20 protein-coding genes and 1 pseudogene are annotated in these 18,527 nt (G+C 61.9%); 14 read left to right on the top strand and 7 right to left on the bottom strand.

The window, feature by feature from the left end; genetic code table 11:
* The first annotated feature begins 93 nt into the window (after positions 1-93).
* The 7 genes from ACSLUQ_RS00140 to ACSLUQ_RS00110 all read left to right on the top strand — a co-directional run bounded on the left by ACSLUQ_RS00140 (position 94) and on the right by ACSLUQ_RS00110 (position 5,092).
* Entirely contained in the window at positions 94-285 is a 192-nt protein-coding gene (locus tag ACSLUQ_RS00140) for a hypothetical protein (RefSeq protein ID WP_461807367.1), read from the top strand.
* Positions 286-475: 190 nt separating this feature from the next.
* Positions 476-658: a periplasmic nitrate reductase, NapE protein gene (gene napE / locus ACSLUQ_RS00135; protein ID WP_461807366.1), complete on the top strand. Its 183-nt coding sequence runs from the start codon at positions 476-478 to the stop codon at positions 656-658.
* Between the two features lie 7 nt (positions 659-665).
* The gene (napF, locus tag ACSLUQ_RS00130) at positions 666-1,172 is read left to right on the top strand and encodes a ferredoxin-type protein NapF (RefSeq protein WP_461807365.1); all 507 of its coding nucleotides are present in this window, start codon (positions 666-668) and stop codon (positions 1,170-1,172) included.
* Entirely contained in the window at positions 1,165-1,419 is a 255-nt protein-coding gene (locus ACSLUQ_RS00125) for a chaperone NapD (protein WP_461807364.1), read from the top strand. Before napF ends, ACSLUQ_RS00125 begins: the two co-directional genes overlap by 8 nt.
* Positions 1,416-3,917, top strand: coding sequence for a periplasmic nitrate reductase subunit alpha (napA, locus tag ACSLUQ_RS00120; protein ID WP_461807363.1), 2,502 nt, complete (start codon positions 1,416-1,418; stop codon positions 3,915-3,917). Before ACSLUQ_RS00125 ends, napA begins: the two co-directional genes overlap by 4 nt.
* Positions 3,890-4,393: a nitrate reductase cytochrome c-type subunit gene (locus ACSLUQ_RS00115; RefSeq protein WP_461807362.1), complete on the top strand. Its 504-nt coding sequence runs from the start codon at positions 3,890-3,892 to the stop codon at positions 4,391-4,393. Before napA ends, ACSLUQ_RS00115 begins: the two co-directional genes overlap by 28 nt.
* A gap of 3 nt (positions 4,394-4,396) precedes the next feature.
* Complete coding sequence (locus tag ACSLUQ_RS00110) at positions 4,397-5,092, top strand: NapC/NirT family cytochrome c (protein WP_461807361.1); 696 nt, start codon at positions 4,397-4,399, stop codon at positions 5,090-5,092.
* On the opposite strand, the gene ACSLUQ_RS00105 is transcribed toward ACSLUQ_RS00110, so the two are convergent.
* The 6 genes from ACSLUQ_RS00105 to ACSLUQ_RS00080 are packed head-to-tail and all read right to left on the bottom strand — an operon-like array spanning position 5,075 to position 10,102.
* Entirely contained in the window at positions 5,075-5,353 is a 279-nt protein-coding gene (locus tag ACSLUQ_RS00105) for an NnrT protein (protein ID WP_461807360.1), read from the bottom strand. The two genes, ACSLUQ_RS00110 and ACSLUQ_RS00105, sit on opposite strands and share 18 nt — an antisense overlap.
* Entirely contained in the window at positions 5,350-5,550 is a 201-nt protein-coding gene (locus tag ACSLUQ_RS00100; protein ID WP_461807359.1) for a hypothetical protein, read from the bottom strand. Before ACSLUQ_RS00100 ends, ACSLUQ_RS00105 begins: the two co-directional genes overlap by 4 nt.
* A 1-nt stretch (position 5,551) precedes the next feature.
* A complete protein-coding gene (locus tag ACSLUQ_RS00095) occupies positions 5,552-7,465 on the bottom strand; it encodes a nitric oxide reductase activation protein NorD (RefSeq protein ID WP_461807358.1) in 1,914 nt (637 codons plus the stop codon).
* 13 nt (positions 7,466-7,478) lie between these two features.
* A complete protein-coding gene (locus tag ACSLUQ_RS00090; protein WP_461807357.1) occupies positions 7,479-8,285 on the bottom strand; it encodes an AAA family ATPase in 807 nt (268 codons plus the stop codon).
* Complete coding sequence (locus ACSLUQ_RS00085) at positions 8,282-9,637, bottom strand: cbb3-type cytochrome c oxidase subunit I (RefSeq protein ID WP_417280670.1); 1,356 nt, start codon at positions 9,635-9,637, stop codon at positions 8,282-8,284. Before ACSLUQ_RS00085 ends, ACSLUQ_RS00090 begins: the two co-directional genes overlap by 4 nt.
* A gap of 12 nt (positions 9,638-9,649) precedes the next feature.
* Positions 9,650-10,102: a c-type cytochrome gene (locus ACSLUQ_RS00080; protein WP_461807356.1), complete on the bottom strand. Its 453-nt coding sequence runs from the start codon at positions 10,100-10,102 to the stop codon at positions 9,650-9,652.
* Between the two features lie 177 nt (positions 10,103-10,279).
* Between ACSLUQ_RS00080 and ACSLUQ_RS00075 the strand changes: the two are divergent.
* A pseudogene (locus ACSLUQ_RS00075) lies at positions 10,280-11,166 on the top strand (DDE-type integrase/transposase/recombinase).
* A gap of 231 nt (positions 11,167-11,397) precedes the next feature.
* Here the strand turns inward: ACSLUQ_RS00075 and ACSLUQ_RS00070 are convergent.
* On the bottom strand, positions 11,398-12,132 hold the full coding sequence (locus ACSLUQ_RS00070) for an SDR family oxidoreductase (protein ID WP_417280673.1): 735 nt from the start codon (positions 12,130-12,132) through the stop codon (positions 11,398-11,400).
* 130 nt (positions 12,133-12,262) lie between these two features.
* Here ACSLUQ_RS00070 and ACSLUQ_RS00065 point away from each other — a divergent pair, with 130 nt between their 5' ends.
* From ACSLUQ_RS00065 to ACSLUQ_RS00040, 6 genes are all read left to right on the top strand, one after another.
* On the top strand, positions 12,263-12,943 hold the full coding sequence (locus ACSLUQ_RS00065) for an RraA family protein (RefSeq protein WP_461807355.1): 681 nt from the start codon (positions 12,263-12,265) through the stop codon (positions 12,941-12,943).
* Positions 12,944-13,044: 101 nt separating this feature from the next.
* The gene (locus tag ACSLUQ_RS00060) at positions 13,045-14,622 is read left to right on the top strand and encodes an ABC transporter substrate-binding protein (protein ID WP_461807354.1); all 1,578 of its coding nucleotides are present in this window, start codon (positions 13,045-13,047) and stop codon (positions 14,620-14,622) included.
* A 61-nt stretch (positions 14,623-14,683) separates the two neighbouring features.
* Positions 14,684-15,628, top strand: a complete 945-nt coding sequence (locus tag ACSLUQ_RS00055; RefSeq protein ID WP_461807353.1) for an ABC transporter permease — start codon at positions 14,684-14,686, stop codon at positions 15,626-15,628.
* Positions 15,625-16,518 (top strand): ABC transporter permease, encoded by an 894-nt coding sequence (locus ACSLUQ_RS00050; protein ID WP_417280677.1) that lies wholly within the window; start codon positions 15,625-15,627, stop codon positions 16,516-16,518. Before ACSLUQ_RS00055 ends, ACSLUQ_RS00050 begins: the two co-directional genes overlap by 4 nt.
* A gap of 2 nt (positions 16,519-16,520) precedes the next feature.
* Entirely contained in the window at positions 16,521-17,534 is a 1,014-nt protein-coding gene (locus ACSLUQ_RS00045) for an ABC transporter ATP-binding protein (RefSeq protein ID WP_461807352.1), read from the top strand.
* Positions 17,531-18,523 carry an ABC transporter ATP-binding protein gene (locus ACSLUQ_RS00040; RefSeq protein ID WP_417280679.1) on the top strand — a complete coding sequence of 331 codons (993 nt, stop codon included), beginning with the start codon at positions 17,531-17,533 and terminating at the stop codon, positions 18,521-18,523. The genes ACSLUQ_RS00045 and ACSLUQ_RS00040 overlap by 4 nt, the downstream gene beginning before the upstream one ends.
* Positions 18,524-18,527 lie beyond the last annotated feature (4 nt).

Genomic DNA, 18,527 nt, shown 5'->3' with positions numbered 1-18,527 from the left:
CCCCCCCTCCCCGCGTGCCTTTGGGACACGGCGAAAGAGAATTGCCCCCACCTCTCTCGCCACGAAAGCCAGCGGCCAACCCGGCCCCTCTCCATGATGGCGAAGGCGACCTCGATGCCGGGCGGCATGACGCAGAACGCCAACATCCTTGGCATCATCGTCTTCAGCCGCATCAAACAGGCGTTCGAGGAGAACAACGCGTCGCTGCCGGGCATCCAGATCGCCACCCATGGCAGGTCCGACGGGCTTGGCGGCGAGGCCTATGCGGTTTGGATGCGGCGCTAAGGTTCCATCGGTTCCACCGACGCCACAGCGAACACAGCCATTGGTTGCATTTCCCCACCTTAATCATCAAGAAAAATCATATACTTCCCGTATAGTTTCCCAAATCCTTAAATAGATATTTTTCTGTAATTTGAAAATATCAGGAATATGAGACACAATTGGAAAATGATATGAAAGGATTGTCGGTCCTATGTCCAGCCCGCGACAAGACGGTATGCGCCCGAGCCGGCGCTCTGAACTTATCGCATTCCTCGTACTTGCATTCGGGGTTTGGCCCTTTATTGCGATAGGCGTCGTCGGCGGATTTGGTTTTATTGTATGGATGAGCCAGATCGTTTTTGGGCCACCCGGGCCACCGGCCGGGCTGCACTGAGGCCGCCATGGAACGACCTACCGACCTCTCCAGGCGTTTCTTTCTTACCGGCGGCAGGTGCGACACACCTTTTCCGACGCCCTCCTTGCGTCCGCCATGGCTACTTGAGGACGCCATACTTGGCTGCACCGGATGCGGCTCGTGTACCGAGGCCTGCCCAACCGGTGTGGTGCATATTGTGGAACGAACCGCGACGGTGGATTTCGCGCAGGGCGAATGCACCTTTTGCGGCGCTTGCGCCGAGTCCTGTCCGGAGCACCTGTTCGATCTGTCCACCATACCATTCGAGCATGTCGTGGAGATCTCAGGCTCCTGCCTGACCTATGCAGGCGTGACCTGTCGGTCCTGTGGCGATGCGTGCCCGGAAATGGCGATCAGGTTTCCTCCGCGCATCGGCGGGCCCTTTCTTCCCCAAATCAATGCCTCCGCCTGTACGGGCTGCGGGGCCTGCATCGCCCCCTGTCCGGCCGGCGCGACCGGACTCGTCCCTATGCGTGAGGTCGCCAATGCCTGACATTCCAACGTTCGTGATCTCCAGTGCCGTTGTGACCGCCATGCCGGATCGCGTTGCAGGCGTGCGGGATTGTCTCTCCGCCATGCCCGACATCGAGGTCACGGCCGGCAAGGGAACCAAGCTCGTGATCCTCCTGGAGGGAGCCACCCGGGAAACGGTCGGGGGGCGTCTCACGGAGATTGCAACGCTGGACGGCGTCATCTCAGCAAACATGGTTTTCGAACACGTCGAGGAGGGCACCTCATGAACCTCGAACTGACGAGACGCGACATCATCAGAGCGCAAGCGGCCGGAATTGCCGCCGTAGCGGCCGGGATAAGCGTGCCGGCGCACGGACAGCCCGTTCCGGGCGGCGTCCAGTCTCTCGACATCAAGTGGTCGAAGGCTCCCTGCCGCTTCTGCGGGACCGGCTGTGGCGTGATGGTCGGCGTGAAGAAAGGACAGGTCGTGGCCACCCACGGCGACACCCAGGCTGAGGTCAACCGAGGCCTCAACTGCATCAAGGGCTATTTCCTTTCGAAGATCATGTACGGCGCTGATCGGCTGACGACGCCGCTTCTGCGAAAGAAGAACGGTGTCTATTCCAAAGACGGCGAGTTTGAACCCGTGTCGTGGGACGAGGCCTTCGATGTGATGGCCGAGAAGGCGAAGGCAGTTCTGAAGGAGAAGGGTCCAGAGGCCGTCGGCATGTTTGGTTCCGGTCAGTGGACGATTTTTGAAGGCTATGCCGCTCAGAAATTCATGAAGGCGGGGCTTCGCTCCAACAACCTGGATCCCAACGCGCGTCACTGCATGGCATCCGCCGCCGTCGCGTTCATGCGCACCTTCGGCATCGACGAACCCATGGGGTGCTACGATGATTTCGAGCACGCCGACGCCTTTGTGCTGTGGGGCTCGAACATGGCCGAGATGCACCCGATCCTGTGGACGCGTCTCGCAGATCGCAGGCTGGGCCACGAGCATGTGCGCTGTGCGGTCCTGTCAACCTTCACAAACCGCTCGATGGATCTGGCCGACATCCCGATCGTATTCAAGCCGGGAACGGATTTGGCGATCCTGAACTTCATCGCCAACCACATCATACAGACAGGGCGGGTCAACGAGGAGTTCGTAAACAGGCACACGACCTTCATGAAAGGGCAGACCGATATCGGTTATGGCCTTCGTCCCGAGCACAAGCTGCAACAGCGTGCGACCGGTGCCGCCTCAGCCGGAAAGATGGAGCCGATCGACTTCGAGGCATTCAAGTCGCATGTTGCCGAATACACGCTGGAGCGGGTGTCAGAGATCTCCGGCGTCGAGCCGGATTTCCTGCTCGAACTCGCCGAACTATATGCTGACCCTGACAAGAAGGTGATGTCGCTCTGGACCATGGGGTTCAACCAGCACGTTCGTGGCGTCTGGGCGAACCAGATGGCCTACAATCTCCATCTGTTGACCGGGAAGATTTCCGAACCGGGCAACAGCCCGTTCTCGCTGACGGGGCAACCGTCGGCCTGCGGCACCGCGCGAGAGGTCGGCACCTTCGCACACAGGCTGCCAGCGGACATGGTGGTCACGAACCCGGAGCACCGAAGGCGTGCGGAGAAGACGTGGAAGCTGCCGGAAGGTCTGATCCCCGAGAAACCCGGCTATCATGCCGTTCTCCAAGACCGGATGCTCCATGACGGCAAGCTCAACTGGTACTGGATACAGGTCAACAACAACCTCCAGGCGGCTCCCAATAGCTCCGGCGAGACCTATCCGGGCTATCGCAATCCGGACAATTTCATCATCGTTTCGGACGCCTATCCGACTGTAACGGCGATGGCGGCCGATCTCATACTTCCCGCAGCCATGTGGGTCGAGAAGGAAGGGGCTTACGGCAATGCGGAGCGGCGCACCCATGTCTGGCACCAGCTTGTCAATGCGCCAGGTGAGGCTCAATCCGATGTCTGGCAGGTCATGGAGTTCTCGAAACGCCTGACGACCGATGATGCTTGGCCACAGGAGATTCTCGACGCAAATCCCTCCTACAAAGGCAAGACCCTCTACGAGGTTCTGTTTGAGAACGGCAACGTCAACGCGTTCCCACTGTCCGAGACAAATCCCGATTACGCGAACCAGGAATCTCAGCATTTCGGTTTCTACGTCCAGAAGGGGCTGTTCGAGGAATATGCCTCATTCGGGCGGGGACACGGGCATGATCTCGCACCCTACGACCGCTATCATCAGGAACGCGGCCTTCGCTGGCCGGTGGTCGATGGTCAGGAAACGCGTTGGCGCTTCCGCGAGGGCTACGATCCATATGTCGGCAAGGGACGAGAAGTCGAGTTCTACGGCCGACCCGACGGGCGAGCGGTCATTCTCGCCGTTCCCTACGAGCCTCCGGCGGAAAGTCCGGATGACGAGTTCGACCTCTGGCTGGTGACGGGCCGTGTACTCGAGCATTGGCACTCAGGCTCGATGACGATGCGTGTTCCAGAACTCTACAAAGCGTTCCCCGGCGCGCGGGTTTTCATGCATCCGCAGGACGCGCGCGAGCGCGGCTTGAACCAGGGGGCGGAAGTGGTTCTACGCTCGCGGCGTGGGGAGATCCGCACGCGGGTCGAAACCCGGGGCCGCAACCGCATGCCCCGCGGCGTGGTGTTCGTGCCGTGGTTCGATGCCAGCGTGCTCATCAACAAGGTCACGCTCGACGCGACCGATCCCATCTCCAAACAGACGGACTTCAAGAAATGCGCTGTTCAGATAGCCGCCGTCTGAAAGCAGAGACGGCAGGAAAAGCGTGGCCCGTCGCCGCGCTGATCCTCACATGTGTCGTCGCGTTTGCCATCCCTGCCCTGTCCCAGGACGCTCCGCGACTGACGGGCGAAACGCACCCGATGGAAAACGCTGCGGCCCCGCCGGTTCCCAAGCAGGTTACGGATGATGTCCGCAAAACCCGGGCTTACCCGGAACAGCCGCCCGTCATCCCGCACTCCATCGAGGGCTATCAGCTCACCGTGAATGCCAACCGCTGCCTGTCCTGTCACCGGCGCGAGTTTGCGGAAGCCGCAGGAGCACCGATGATCAGCATCACCCATTTCATGACCCGGGAGGGGCAGATGCTCGCGGACGTGTCACCGCGTCGCTATTTCTGCACCATGTGCCATGTCCCTCAAAGGGATGTGTCGCCGCTGGTCAAGAACACCTTTGTCGACATGAGCGAACTGGGGCCGAAACCGGCCGGGGATCGGTGAGCCATGTGGAGGCGGATCAAGGCTGCCTGTCATTGGGCCTGGCAGATTCTCGCGCGGCCCAGCGTTCATTTCGGATTGGGGTTTCTGACGCTTGGTGGGTTCATAGGCGGTGTGGTTTTCTGGGGCGCGTTCAACACCGCCCTTGAGATCACCAACACGGAGGCGTTCTGCATCAGCTGCCACGAGATGGAGGCGAACCCTTATGAAGAGCTGACCCGTACAGTGCATTTTTCCAATCGTTCTGGGGTGCGAGCCTCCTGCCCCGACTGCCATGTGCCTCATGACTGGACAGACAAGATCGCTCGAAAGATGCAGGCCTCGAAGGAGGTATGGGGACATATCTTCGGTACGATCAATACGCGCAGGAAATTCCTCGATCACCGGCTCGAGCTCGCCAAGCACGAATGGGCGCGCCTCAAGGCCAACGACAGTCTTGAGTGCCGTAACTGTCATTCCGACGCTGCCATGGACTTCGGCAAACAGACCGTCCGGGCAGCGGACATTCACCGGCGGTTCCTGATCTCGGGCGAGGCGACCTGCATCGACTGCCACAAGGGGATCGCCCACCAGCTTCCGAACATGGAAAACGTCGAGCCCGGCTGGATGGCGCCTGCCGAAATGCGCAGTTCCAGCGCGTCGGAGAGTGATCAGGACGCGGAAAGCGTTCGCCGTTACCTTGTTTCACTTGAAGGGAACTGAGCCGTCGTCGGGCGAGGCACCTTCCATCTCGATCCGGGACTGGACATCGGCGCGGCGCATCAGCTTCGTCATGTGTTGCGCAAAGAACCAGGTGGCCGGTGCGCCAAGCACCAGCCCGCCGACGACGGCCTGGTACGGGCTGAGAACCGGCCAACCAACCCAACTCGCGATGAGCGAGGCGAAGAAGAGATTGACCGCCGCCGCACCCGCGCCAAAGGGAAAAAGTGCGGCAACAAGCCGCCAGCCTGGCCGAGCGGTCATCGGCGCGCGACCAACCATTGCACCGCAGCAAGCGACAGGACGAGGGCAAGAGAGGCGACGAGAAACCAGACCTCGGCTTCGCCGGTCTGCGGCTTCGGGATTGGCCGGTCAAAGGCCTTCGCAAAGGTTGGCGAAAGGCCCGCTACCATGCCTGCAAGAGCCGCGATCGGAGTGCGAAGAAGGGAAAGCGCGCGCATGTCAGGTCTCCTCGATCAGGGAACGGTAGATTTTGGGAAGAGCGCCCGTCAGGCGCGCAGGATCAGGCAGGAGTGTGAAGCCCGACCGGTTGAAGATACGGGCGAACCAGTCCTGCCCATCGGCATCCACCACGATTGCGTGCACCGCCTGGCTCGCGCTCCTGGCCTCGCGCACCGCCATGCGGCTGTCCTCGATGCCATGGATACCCTCGTAGTGATCAAGATCGTTGGGTTTGCCGTCGGTCAACACAAGCAACAGCTTGCGGGTCGCGGGCTCCTCGCCAAGCTTTGCCGAGACGTGCCGGATGGCGGCACCCAGCCGCGTGTAGTGACCGGGCTTCAGGCCGGCGATGCGGGCCTGAACCTGTTCTGACATCGGTGTTGCGAAGTCCTTGCAGCGGGTCAGGAAAATGCGGTCGCGGCGCAGTGAGGAGAAGCCCCACACGGCGACCCTGTCACCTGCCGCATCGATACCAGACGTGAGCGCGCCGAGGGCTTCCCGGGCCGTATCGATGATCGCCCGCTCGCCGATCACCGCTTCCGTGGAACGCGAGCAGTCCATGAGCACCGCGACGGCAAGATCGCGCTCGGTCACCCGCAGGTCGCGGTAGAGCCGGTCGCTGCTTTCACCCGTCGCCCGAAGAGCGATGCGGTTGGCAACGACTGCATCGAGATCGAGTTCCGTCCCGTCTGTCTGGCGTGCGCGCATGATGCGGCGCGGATGCATACTTTCGAACTGGCGGCGCACGCGCTCGACAAGACGGGGATCGGAACTCGCTTCCCGACGTGCGGAGACCGGCGCCTCGCTCTCCAGGACCCGACAGTGGCCCGGCAGATAGGTGCGGCTTCTGTGGCTCCATTCCGGATAGACATGCCTGTCCGCAAGCGCCTCGTGATCTGCATCTTGTGGGGCAAGGTCGAGATGAAGCCGCAGACGGGTTGCCGCGCGCCGGTCATGGCGTGACAGGGTGATGTGCTCCTGGTCTTCGGCCGCCTTCTGAGCGTTTTCGTCATCATCGTCCTCGACCGAGCGATTCAGGTTGAGACTCTCGACCCAGCTCATGATCGCCTCGAAGCGATGAATGATGAAGCTGTCCCGACGGTTCGCCTCGTCACGGTTCTCGCGCTTGCCAACCTTGCGCGTGGTTGTCGCCAGGCCCTGCGGAGAGGAGCCCGGAGTTTCCTCTGCCGCAGCGCTGCCCGGCCTGCGGGCGATGAGCCGTGGCCATATCGCGACCGAGCGCGGCGAACGGTAGCCACGCGGTGCCACAATCTCTTCGCAAGAGCTTCCGGCAAGCTCGCGCGCCAGCCGTGACAGTGGGCTCGTGGACCCGAGGCTGGCGCGGATGAGGCCTTCGACCGCCTGCTCTGCCTCTCCGCGCGGTTGTGCCACGCGGGTTGCCAGCACCTGGCGGCGCAGGGCGCGGTGGCTCAAACCGAGCCCGGGACAGGTCTTGAGCGTCATCGCAGTTGCCTCGCGCAGGCGGGCAAGGCGAACAAGATCCGCCGCCAGCGGATCTTCCGGCAGGGTTTCGACATGTGTCGTGTGCGCGCAAAGCGCGGCAAGCCAGAGATAAGCGGCCTTGTTCAGCCGCGGATCCGCAAAATGGTCCATGACGCCCGGCAGGCGAAGATGCTCGCCATCGAAGGTGGCGGGCGTTTCCATTGGGCGTGCGTCGGCAAGCGTTTCGGCGGCGCCACGCCGGTGAGCTGCGCCTATGGCCGGGGCCTCGGCGATCTCGACGCCGCTTGCGCCGCCGAGTGCGCGAAAGAGCACGGCGATACTGGGGCGCACGGCCTCCAGCGTCACCGCACTGCCGGTATTCTGCTCCGGCGCGGCCAGGCGGCTCGCCCAGTCGTGCCAGAGATTGCCGACAGCTTCTTCCGGCTCCAGCAGGTCCAGGGGATTGAACATGGCCGCACCGCTCCTAGCCGTAGACCGTCGCGACGAGATCGCGCAGCGCGCGCTGCACGTCCGGTTCGTCGCTCATGGGCTCGATCACCGCCGCATCGAGTGCGCGCTCCAGCGTCATGCCGCCGGCAATCAGGGTCGCGGCGTAAATCAGCAGCCGTGTCGAGACGCCTTCCTCAAGGTCCATGCCCGAAAGCGCGCGGATATGTCCGGCGAGCCGGACGAGTGACGCTGCCCGTTCCTCCGGCAATCCGCTTTCGCGAACGATGACAGCCGTCTCCGTCGCCACGTCGGGGAACGTGAAGCTGATCGACAGGAACCGCTGACGGGTCGAGGGCTTCAGACGCTTTAGAATGTTCTGGTAACCTGGGTTGTAGCTCGCCACGAGCATGAATTCTCGTGGCGCCTTGAGCTCTTCTCCGGTGCGGTCGATGGGAAGCGTTCGGCGGTTGTCGGTAAGTGGATGCAACACCACGGTGACATCCTTGCGCGCTTCGACCACCTCGTCGAGATAGCAGATCGCACCTTCGCGCACCGCGCGGGTCAGCGGACCGTCCACCCATTCCGTCTCGCCGCCACGCAGGAGGTAGCGGCCGATCAAATCGGCCGCCGAGAGGTCGTCATGGCAGGCGACCGTGTAGAGCGGCCGGTTCAGGCAGGCGGCCATGTGCTCGACAAAGCGGGTCTTGCCGCAGCCGGTCGGCCCCTTCAGAAGAAGGGGCAGACCGTTTTCATAGGCGGCTTGGAAGAGCGCGCACTCGTTCCCGGTCGACTGGTAGAACGGAACTTCGCGCAAAGGCCCGGTGCTTTTCTGGACACTCATGCCAGACCTCCTTCAGGCGCGGCCACCTTGGTTCCCGGAGTGACAACCTCGCGGCGCGGAAACAGAATGGCGTAGATGAACAGCAATGCCCCGAGTACGACCGCGATGCCCGCGCCGAAGCGCATCATGTAGAACAGGCCAAGCTGGTCCTGGACGTCCATGTAGTAGTCGCCCACGACCCGCTGCATGTGGGTCTGGATCGTTCCGGCGAAGGTCAGCACAAAGGTCATGAAGGCCATGCCACCGGTCATCAGCCAGAAGCTCGCCATGTTCAGCACCTGATTATAAGGCGCCCGGCCCCTCAGGATCGGCATGGCGTAGGTGAAGACCGCCAGATTCAGCGCGACATAGGCTCCGTAGAAGGAGAGATGGCCGTGCGCCGCCGTCACCTGGGTGCCGTGGGTGTAGTAGTTGACGCCGTGCAGCGTATGCAGGAAGCCCCAAACGCCGGCGCCGAAGAAGGCCACCGTCGATGAGCCGAGCGACCACAGCAGGGCGGCCTTGTTCGGATGGTTGCGACGCCCCTTCCAGACCATCAGGAAGGCAAAGCTCATCATGGCGAAGAACGGAACGACCTCGAAAGTCGAGAACACCGACCCGACCCATTGCCAGTAGGCGGGCAGGCCGATCCAGTAGAAATGGTGACCGGTGCCGAGAATGCCGGAGACCAGTGCCGTTGCAACGATCACATAGAGCCACTTCTCGATGACCTCGCGGTCGACGCCGGTGAGCTTCAGCAGCAGGAAGGCGAGGATCGAGGCCATCACCAGCTCCCAGGTGGCCTCCACCCACAGATGCACGACGAACCACCAGTACATCTTGTCGAGGCTGAGGTTGTCCGGGTTGATGAAGGCGAAGATCCACAGCAACGACAGGAGCCAGAGTCCCATCAAAAGCACATTCGTGATGGCTGTCTTGCGTCCCGCAAGAACGGTCAATGAGATGTTGAAGAGGAAGATCACAGCGGCAACAAGGATGCCAAACTTCACCCAGAGCGGCTGTTCCAGGAACTCGCGTCCGCCGTGAATGCCGACCAGATAGCTCGCGACGGCGCCCAGCGTGCCAATGACGAGAATGGCAAGCTGCAGCCACGCGAGCTTGACCGAGTAGATCTCCCGCTCGCTTTCCTCAGGCACCAGATAGTAGGCAGCGCCGAAGAAGCCGAGAAGAAGCCACACAATCAGCGCGTTGGTGTGGATCATGCGGATGATGTTGAAAGGCAGGATTTCGGAAAGCGTGTTCGGCGACACGTAGATCCAGCCGGCGAGCAGGCCGCCCAGAACCTGGATGGCAAACAGGCCCATGGCCGCCACGAAGTAGGCAAGGGCAACTTTCTGCGATGCATATCTCATGAGTGTTCTCCCTCAGCCCGCGTCGTTCGGTGGCCAGTTCTGCGTATCCGTCTGATCGGCCCAGCGAAGAAACTCGGCCAGTCCGCGCATCTCTTCCTCGGTGATCTCGAAGTGGGGCATCTGCCTGCGCCCCTCGATTCCGGAGGGCTGCGCCTTCATCCAGGCGTCGAGCATCTCGTAGGCGGCCTGCTTGTCCTCCAGCACGCCCCAGCGGGTCATCACGTTGCCGACCTCGGGAGCGAAATAGGCGCCCTCACCATGAAGAGTGTGGCAATTGATGCAGCTGTTTCGCTCCCAAACATGCTTGCCGAGGCGCACCTCGTCTGAGAGCGGCATTCCGGCCGTGGAGGTGGAGACGACATAGCGGTGGCTTTGGACCGTGAGGGCGATGAAGACCGCTATGAAGAAGAGTGACCCTCCATAGAAGATGTTCCGCGCCCGCGATTTGGTAAGGATTTCAGACATCGTGACCGACCTGTTCCCTGTTGCGGATCGCAAAAGCCCTAGCCTGTTTCACGATCGGAGAAGTTGTCGGAGCGCAAAGAAGGGAACGGTTTTTCGTGCCACTGAAACGAACATAAGATGAACAGACCCTGGATTTGTGGATGCGTTCTTCCCTGATTTTGAGGCAAGGAGGCCATGATGGGATCCGGCAATTTCAGTGAGGAGTTCAAGCGCGATGCTGTCGCGCAGATCACCGAGCGGGGCTATCCGGCTGCGGAGGTGTCGCAGCGGCCGGGCGTGAGCCAACACTCGCTCCACGCGTGGAAGAAGAAGTTATCGAAGCCATCAGGAAGCCACCGCGTATTTCGCCAAGGACGCAAAGTGAAATACGCGTTTGTCGCCGAGCATCGTCAGCAGTTCACGGTGCGTGCGATGTGCCGCCGCCTGCGTATCCGGCCCAGTGGTTTCTATGCATGGCTGAAAAACCCGCCGAGCAAACGGGCTCGGGAAGATCCCCGTCAGACCGCGCTCCTCACCAAGGCGTGGAAGGAAAGCGACAGGGTCTACGGCTACCGCAAGCGGCATGACGATCTCCTCGATCAGGGAAAGACCTGTTGCCGCACGGCATCGTGCGCCTCGCCAGGCTGGCCGTGGTGATCGACCCGTTCTCGCGCCGCGTCTTCGGCTGGTCGCTGCAGAGCCGGCAGATCACTGATGTCGTGCTGCAGGTGTCGCTCATGGCGGTGTGGCGTCGAGAGCCGAAGAGCAAGGTTCTGGTCCAGTCCGATCAGGGCTCGCAGTTCACCAGCATGAACTGGGCGGCGGTCCTGAAGCACCACATTCTTGAGCACTCGTTGAGCCGGCGCGGCAACTGCCCTGACAATGCCGGGGTGGAGAGCTTCTCTCAATCTCCTCAAGCGCGCGAGGAGGCAAGGAAGGACGTGTTCGACTACGTTGAGATGTTCTAGAACCCGAAGCGCAAGCGCGTAAGGAACGGGATACTGCCACCCGTCGAGTTCGAACGGCAGCAGGAAACGTACGCCGACGGTGTCCACCAAACTCGGGGCTATTCAGCACGCGCGTGATCGCCGTAATTCAGCCCGATGCAGATGAGTTTGTTGGTGCCGCGACACAAGGCGGGGACGACGGATCGAGTGCCGCCAGAGCCGCGAGCCCTGCGGACGAAAGCGTTTCCCCGGCAATGTCCGCAACATAGGACGAGAAATCGCGCAGTTCGCCGCTGTCGTCGACAAGGTCGGGCTTTTCTGCACCGGTTGCGCAAAAGCGCACAAGTTTCATCATCTTTCGCTATGGCTTCAGACCGTCCAGCCGCCGTCGATGGCGTAGGCCTGACCGGTGGTGTAGGTGGCGCCGGCCAGATGCACGACGAGATCGGCGATTTCCTCAGCAGTCCCCAGTCGCCCCATCTGCTGACGGCCCTCAAAGGCTTTGCGGGCCGCTTCATAATCGCCGGTCGCTTCAAGCCGCTCGCGCAGCGAGGGGCTGTCGACGGTGCCGGGGCAAATCGCATTGCAGCGAATTCCGCTGCCCACATAGTCGGCGGCGACGGATTTGGTGAGCCCGACCACCGCGGCCTTGGTGAGGCCGTAGACACACCGATTGGGGGCGCCCTTCACGCTCGATACAACCGACGCCATGTTGATGATGCTGCCGCTGCCCCGACCCAGCATTCCAGGAAGCACGGCCTTGATTGTGCGGATCATCGCCTTGACGTTGAGGTCCATGGCAAGATCGATGTCTTCATCGCGGACGTCGAGCACGGTTCCGCTGTGAACGATGCCGGCGCAATTGAAGAGAATGTCGATCTTGCCGATCCCTGCGACCAGCGCGGTGATGGCATTCATGTCGCGGACATCGAGCAGGTGCGGCTCGATGGAGCCCGCTTGCCGGGCCAACGCGGAGAGACGTTCTCCATTGATATCCGTGGCGTGCACCATTGCGCCCGCCTCGGCCAGGGCTCGGGCGCTTGCAAAGCCTATTCCCTGTCCCGCTGCGGTGACGAGGGCGGTCATTCCTGTGAGTGAACCCATTTTCCATCCTTCATCAGCTTGAGGGGCGGCCGTCGAAATTGGCTATTGACTCGGCGCGACCTTCGCATAAGATTTAACGATAAACCTGTTGCAATTCAAGTATGCAAACACCACGAAGGCGACCGCACAGATGGCCCCCCTGGAAACCGAACCGCAGCCGACCCTGACCGAACTCAGGGAGCGCTTCTTCACCGCCCTTCTCTCCGACGTCCTCGACGATCTCGGGTACATGAACCAGGCCATGCATCACACGATCCGGCCGCTCGACAGTTCTCTGGTGATGGTCGGAAGGGCGCGTACGGCGCTTTGCATGGACGTCTATGAGCGTCCTGCTCCGGGCGAAAATCCCTACGAGCTCGAGATCAAGCTCGTGGACGACCTGAAGGTCGATGAGATCCCGGTTTTCGCATGCGGCACCTCAGGACGCATGGCGCCATGGGGTGGTCTCTTGAGCACGGCTGCAAAGGTTCGCGTGTCGGCAGGGGCGGTCATGGACGGCCTGGTGCGCGACACGCGCGAAATCCTTGCCTCGGGCTTTCCCGTTTTTCACGGAGGCATCGCGCCACTGGATTGCAAGGGGCGCGGCAAGGTCGTGGCGCTTGACGTCGGCATCGAGTGCTCCGGCGTGAAGATCAACAGCGGCGATCTCGTCTTCGGCGATGCAGATGGTGTCGTCGTCGTTCCGCAGGAGATAGAGGCCAGGGTTCTCGAAGTCGCGCAGGAACGCCTGCGCGGCGAGCGCAACACGCTGGCCGATCTCGAGGCGGGAGAGCGCCTCGCAACCGTGTTCGCGAAATATGGCATCCTGTAAGTCCTCCTGACTCGCACTTGCCAGAAAGCGAAATCCGAGAGCGTGGCACGACCCGCGCCCTCGGATAATGACGCCAAGAAAAAATAGAGGGGTAGAGCGAAATGACGCACAGAAACTCGAAAAACCGGTTGCACGGCCTGCTGGTCGCCGGCGCAATGGTGGTCGCCGCAGGCCCGGCCTATGCTGAACTCTGCGGTCATGTGGGCGGTGATCTGGTGTTGGGCATGGAGGCAAAGCTCGGCACACTTGACCAGCACGTGAATGCGGCGAACGCGACGCGCAATGTCGCCATGAACATCTTCGAGACGCTGATGACGCGCGACGAGAACATGGCGCCCGTCCTCGACCTCGCGGAAGCCCTCGACGTCAGCGACGACAAACTGACCTACACCTTCAAGCTCCGCCCAGGTGTGAAGTTCCACAATGGCAAGCCGCTGACCTCGGCGGACGTGGCTGCTTCCTTCGACCGTTACAGCCGCATCGGCGTGGATCGGTCCGCTCTCGGCGGAGTCGATCACTGGGAAACGCCGGACAAAGGTACTTTCGCCGTCGTTCTCAAGGAGCCGCAGGCGAGTTTCCTGGAGAGCATTTCGGCATCGACCGTGCCGATCGTCATCGTTCCCTCGGAACAGGCAAGCGCGGAGGCAACCCGGCTCGAGCCCATCGGCACCGGACCGTTCCAGCTTGAGGAATTCGTGGCCGACAGCCATGTGAAACTGAAGCGCTACGAGGACTACAAGCCCAACGAAACGCTTGAAGGCCTATCAGGCTTTGCCGGACGCAAGCAGGCTTGCGTCGACACCGTCACGTTCCGCACGCTGGCAGAACCCGGCGCTCGTCTTGCAGCGCTCGAAACGGGCGAGGTGGATATCGTCGAGGATGTGCCGACGCTCTCCAAGGAACGTCTCACCGGCAACAAGGACATTGTTCAGGCGCAGCTCAAGCATGCCGCTCTGTGGCTCACCTATCCCAATCTTTCGGAGCCGCCGACGGACAATCTGAAGGTGCGCCAAGCGATCCAAGCGTCCATGAACCTCGATGAAATCATGGATGCGATGAGCGACGGCTCCTACAGCCTCAACCCGTCGTTCCAGTTTCCCGGCCAGACCTATTATTCGGAAGCCGGCAGCCAGTATTACAATCAGAACGACCCGGAGAAGGCCAAGGCCCTGCTCAAGGAAGCCGGTTACAACGGCGAGACGGTCAAGCTCCTGACGACAAGGGATATTCCCCGCCTTTACACGGCGGCCCTCGTCATGTCGGAGCAGTTGAAAGCCGTGGGCATCAATGCCGAACTGGTGGTCCTGGACTGGCCCACCGCGCTTGGCATGAGCGTGAACGAGACGAAGGGCTGGAACTTCTTCTACACCGGCTGGATCACGGTCACCGCCCAGGGCGGCGCGCAGTCGCTGCGCAACCTTGCCGACCCGTCCAACGTGCACAAGCCGAAGGACAACAAGTCCGACGCCGAGTTCATGAAGGAATTCCGGGTTCTGAGCACGAGTCCGGATCTGGAAGAGCGCCAGGCCGCTTTCGCCAAGGCGCAGGAGCGGGTGTTCGAGCAGGTAATGGCAATTCCCTTCGGCGTCACGCCGAAGAACCAGGCAACGCGCGCCAATGTGAAGGGCTATGTGCCGTTCTTCAACACGCGTGTCTCGAACGTCTGGCTGGCCGAATAGCCAGCCCTTCTGCCCCATGTTCCGCCATGCGTGAACCGGCACGAAAACGTTCGGAGGTCACATGCTTGATTACACGCTGAGGCGCATAGCCCAGGCCGTGCCGATTCTGCTTCTCGTCAGCCTGATCTCGTTCGGGATCATGCAGCTGGTGCCTGGGGATCCCGCCGCCGTTCTGGCGGGCCCCAACGCCACGCCCGACGAGCTCATCAAACTGCGGCAAACCCTGGGGCTCGACAAGTCCCTTCTGACGCAGATCATGATCTTCTACGGAAACCTCTTTCAGGGCGATCTCGGCTACTCCATCATTCTGGGAGAGCCGGTCCTGAAGGTGGTGCTGGAGCGTTCGCCCATCAGCATATCGCTGGCGCTCTATTCGCTCGTCCTGACGATCATCCTCGGGCTTTCCATCGGCGTCATCGCGGCGATGAAACACAATTGCTGGATCGATCAGGTGGCGATGGCCTTCGCGCTGATCGGGGTTTCCGTCCCCAATTTCTGGCTGGGTCTCGTGATGATCGTCCTGTTTTCGGTGCATCTCGGCTGGCTGCCGACGGGGGGCTACGTGCCCTTCTTCGAAGACCCGCTGGGCTGGTTCCTGGCGGCAACCATGCCGGCTCTTTCGCTCGCCATGATGCAGATTGGCCTGCTTGCCCGCCTGACCCGCTCCACCATGCTGGAGGTGCTCGGCCAAGACTATATCCGCACGGCCCGCGCAAAGGGCGCGAGTGAGCCACGGGTGATCATCAAGCACGCCATGAGCAATGTGCTGATCCCCGTCGTCACTGTGCTCGGCATGATCCTTTCGGTGCTTCTGTCGGGGTCAGTCATCGTGGAAACCATCTTCGCCGTGCCAGGGATCGGCGCGCTTCTGGGCAATGCGATCCTCGGCCGCGATTATCCCATGATCCAGGGAGGCCTCATCTTCGTGGCAGCGGTCCTTCTGATCCTGAACATCGCGGTCGATGTGCTCTATGCCTGGCTCGATCCCAGGGTGCGCGTCCAATGAGCAGTCTCGAAATGAACGACAGCCAAGGCGCTCCGTCTTTCCTGAGACGGTTCTTCGCGGGGCGGCGCGTGCGTCGCCTCATCCGGCACCGCTCCTTCATGATCGGCCTGTGGCTATGCCTGTTCGTGACGGCCATCGCCATCCTCGCACCGATCATTTCACCAGCCGATCCGAACAAGATGGCCATCCGCTCCCGCTTCCAGCCGCCATCGTTCGAATTCCTGCTGGGCACCGACAATCTGGGCCGCGACCTTTTCAGCCGCGTAGCCTGGGGCGCGCGGCTGAGCCTTGCGATCGGTCTGGGCGTCGTTCTCCTGAATGCGGTGTTCGGTGTGCTTCTAGGGGCACTTGCGGGCTATTTTCGGCGTCTCGACGGCATTCTCATGCGCCTGTCGGATGCTCTTATGGCGTTTCCCTCGGTGCTGCTTGCAATCGGCATTGCCGCGGCGATGGGAGCCTCGGCCATGACGGCAGTGATCTCGCTGGCGGTCGTCTACATTCCGCGCACCGCGCGTATCCTGCGAGCATCCGTCCTGCAGGTAAGCCAGCTCGAATTCGTCAATGCGGCGCGGGCGGCGGGTGCGGGCGACTACCATATCTTGCGGCGCCATATCCTGCCCAACTGCATGGCGCCTCTGGTGGTGCAGCTCAGTTTCGTCTTCGCCTATGCGATCCTCTCGGAAGCAGTGCTCAGCTTTTTGGGGCTCGGGGCAGCACCCACCGATCCCAGCTGGGGCATAATGATCTCCGAAGGCCGCAGCTATATCCGCGAGGCTCCGTGGATGACGGTCATTCCCGGCATGGCCATCGCGATCACGGTATTGGGCCTGAACCTTCTGGGCGACGGTCTGCGGGACGTTCTCGACCCTCGTGTGAAGATGGAACACTGACCATGCCAAAAGAGCCAATTCTGCGCGTCGAAGGGCTGCGCACGACCTTCACAGGCGACGAAGGCACGGTGGTAGCTGTCGACGACGTCAGCTTCGACGTGAACGAGGGCGAGATCGTCGGCCTTATCGGTGAAAGCGGCTCAGGCAAGAGCGTAACAGCGCTTGCCATCATGGGGCTCCTGCCGAAGAGCACGTCGCAGGTCACAGCCGAACGCATCATGTTCGACGGCCACAACCTTGCACGCGCTTCCGACCGGGAGATGCGCCGGCTGCGTGGCCGCTCCATCGGCATGATCTTTCAAGAGCCAATGAGTTCGTTGAATCCGGTTCTGAAGATCGGCGACCAGCTGATCGAGCCGATCCGTATTCACGAGCGCATCAGCTACCGCGCGGCCTTCGACCGAGGAGTGGAGCTTCTGACCAAGGTCGGCATCCCCTCACCTGCGCAACGCATGAACGATTATCCGCATCAGCTTTCGGGCGGCATGCGGCAGCGCGTCATGATCGCCATCGCCCTGTCATGCTCTCCCAAGCTGCTTCTCGCCGACGAGCCCACCACGGCGCTGGACGTTACCATCCAGGCTCAGCTTCTCGACCTGCTTCTGGAAATCCAGGCCGAAACCAAGATGGCTATCGTGCTGATCACCCACGCCATGGGAGTGATCGCTGAATGCGCCGACAAGGTGGTGGTCATGTATTCCGGGCGGATCGCGGAACAAGGACCGGTGACGGAGATATTCGACCGCCCAGCGCACCCCTACACGAAGGGCCTCATGCAGTGCACGCCGGAGCTGACCGGCAACCCCCACAGGCTCACCACCATCCCCGGCGCGCTGCCGAACCTCGGCGCGCTGCCGCCCGGCTGTCGCTTCGCGCCGCGCTGCGACCTTGCGCAACCGGCCTGCAAGACCGGCAGACCCCCAATGATCGCTGTGGGACAAAATCACGCCTCGGCCTGTATCCGGGCGGATGAACTCCTTGCCTCGGCGGCGCAACCAGAGGGAGCCGAGGCATGAGCCAAGCACCGCTTCTATCCGTTCGGAACCTTTCCAAGCACTTCACCATCCGCAGCCCCTTCCGGAGCACGATCATCGGTACGGTGCAGGCGGTCAATCGGGTGAGCTTCGATATCAGCGAGGGAGAAACGCTTGGTCTGGTCGGAGAATCCGGTTGCGGCAAATCCACGACCGGGCGGCTGCTTCTGCGCCTCATGGAGCCGGACAAGGGAGAGGTCCTTTTCCAGGGACGCGACCTGTTGAAGCTCGATGCGGGTGAACTCAAGGCCATCCGCAAGTCGATCCAGATCGTCTTCCAGGATCCGTTCAGTTCCCTCAATCCACGCATGACGGTCGAGGACATCGTGACCGAGCCGCTCTATGTGCAGGGTGCCATGACGCGCCGGGCCATGCGCGAGCGCGCAGGCATGCTGCTCGACCGGGTGGGGCTCAACGCGGCGCATATCACGCGATATCCGCACGAATTCTCGGGCGGCCAGCGCCAGCGCATCGGCATTGCGCGCGCCCTTGCGGCCGATCCGCGCTTCATCGTCTGCGACGAGGCGGTCTCGGCGCTGGATGTTTCGGTCCAGGCTCAGGTCATCAACCTGCTGCAGGACCTGCAGGAGGAGTTCAACCTCTCCTACCTCTTCATCGCGCATGACCTTTCGGTCGTGCGGCACATCTCCGATCGCGTTGCGGTGATGTACCTGGGCGAGGTGGTGGAGATCGCCGGGAAGGATGCCCTCTACGCCTCCCCGCGCCATCCCTACACGCAGGCGCTGCTGGCGGCGATCCCGGTGGCTCATCCGCGCCTTCGGGGCAACCGCGCGCGCCTTGGCGGGGAGGTGTCCAGCGCTCTCAACCCGCCTCCGGGGTGCCGCTTCAGCCAACGTTGCCCGTTCGCGCGCGATCTCTGCCGAAGCGAGCCTCCGGCACTCAGGGAACTGGGCGAGCGCCACCAGGTGGCCTGCCATTTTGCCGAGGAGCTGAAGGCCGCCGCAGCCTGACAGG

It is taken from the genome of Stappia sp. ICDLI1TA098 (assembly GCF_054880955.1).
This window is presented reverse-complemented; position numbering and strand designations above follow the sequence as displayed.

Bases quoted from the DNA above. Each gene is read 5' to 3' on its own strand.
- napE (WP_461807366.1), top strand. From the start codon at position 476: ATGTCCAGCCCGCGACAAGACGGTATGCGCCCGAGCCGGCGCTCTGAA.
- ACSLUQ_RS00055 (WP_461807353.1), top strand. From the start codon at position 14,684: ATGCTTGATTACACGCTGAGGCGCATAGCCCAGGCCGTGCCGATTCTG.
- ACSLUQ_RS00045 (WP_461807352.1), top strand. From the start codon at position 16,521: ATGCCAAAAGAGCCAATTCTGCGCGTCGAAGGGCTGCGCACGACCTTC.
- ACSLUQ_RS00065 (WP_461807355.1), top strand. From the start codon at position 12,263: ATGGCCCCCCTGGAAACCGAACCGCAGCCGACCCTGACCGAACTCAGG.
- napA (WP_461807363.1), top strand. From the start codon at position 1,416: ATGAACCTCGAACTGACGAGACGCGACATCATCAGAGCGCAAGCGGCC.
- ACSLUQ_RS00070 (WP_417280673.1), bottom strand. From the start codon at position 12,132: ATGGGTTCACTCACAGGAATGACCGCCCTCGTCACCGCAGCGGGACAG.
- ACSLUQ_RS00050 (WP_417280677.1), top strand. From the start codon at position 15,625: ATGAGCAGTCTCGAAATGAACGACAGCCAAGGCGCTCCGTCTTTCCTG.
- ACSLUQ_RS00100 (WP_461807359.1), bottom strand. From the start codon at position 5,550: ATGCGCGCGCTTTCCCTTCTTCGCACTCCGATCGCGGCTCTTGCAGGC.
- ACSLUQ_RS00090 (WP_461807357.1), bottom strand. From the start codon at position 8,285: ATGAGTGTCCAGAAAAGCACCGGGCCTTTGCGCGAAGTTCCGTTCTAC.
- ACSLUQ_RS00040 (WP_417280679.1), top strand. From the start codon at position 17,531: ATGAGCCAAGCACCGCTTCTATCCGTTCGGAACCTTTCCAAGCACTTC.
- ACSLUQ_RS00060 (WP_461807354.1), top strand. From the start codon at position 13,045: ATGACGCACAGAAACTCGAAAAACCGGTTGCACGGCCTGCTGGTCGCC.
- ACSLUQ_RS00095 (WP_461807358.1), bottom strand. From the start codon at position 7,465: ATGTTCAATCCCCTGGACCTGCTGGAGCCGGAAGAAGCTGTCGGCAAT.
- ACSLUQ_RS00140 (WP_461807367.1), top strand. From the start codon at position 94: ATGATGGCGAAGGCGACCTCGATGCCGGGCGGCATGACGCAGAACGCC.
- napF (WP_461807365.1), top strand. From the start codon at position 666: ATGGAACGACCTACCGACCTCTCCAGGCGTTTCTTTCTTACCGGCGGC.
- ACSLUQ_RS00125 (WP_461807364.1), top strand. From the start codon at position 1,165: ATGCCTGACATTCCAACGTTCGTGATCTCCAGTGCCGTTGTGACCGCC.
- ACSLUQ_RS00080 (WP_461807356.1), bottom strand. From the start codon at position 10,102: ATGTCTGAAATCCTTACCAAATCGCGGGCGCGGAACATCTTCTATGGA.
- ACSLUQ_RS00105 (WP_461807360.1), bottom strand. From the start codon at position 5,353: ATGACCGCTCGGCCAGGCTGGCGGCTTGTTGCCGCACTTTTTCCCTTT.
- ACSLUQ_RS00110 (WP_461807361.1), top strand. From the start codon at position 4,397: ATGTGGAGGCGGATCAAGGCTGCCTGTCATTGGGCCTGGCAGATTCTC.
- ACSLUQ_RS00085 (WP_417280670.1), bottom strand. From the start codon at position 9,637: ATGAGATATGCATCGCAGAAAGTTGCCCTTGCCTACTTCGTGGCGGCC.
- ACSLUQ_RS00115 (WP_461807362.1), top strand. From the start codon at position 3,890: ATGCGCTGTTCAGATAGCCGCCGTCTGAAAGCAGAGACGGCAGGAAAA.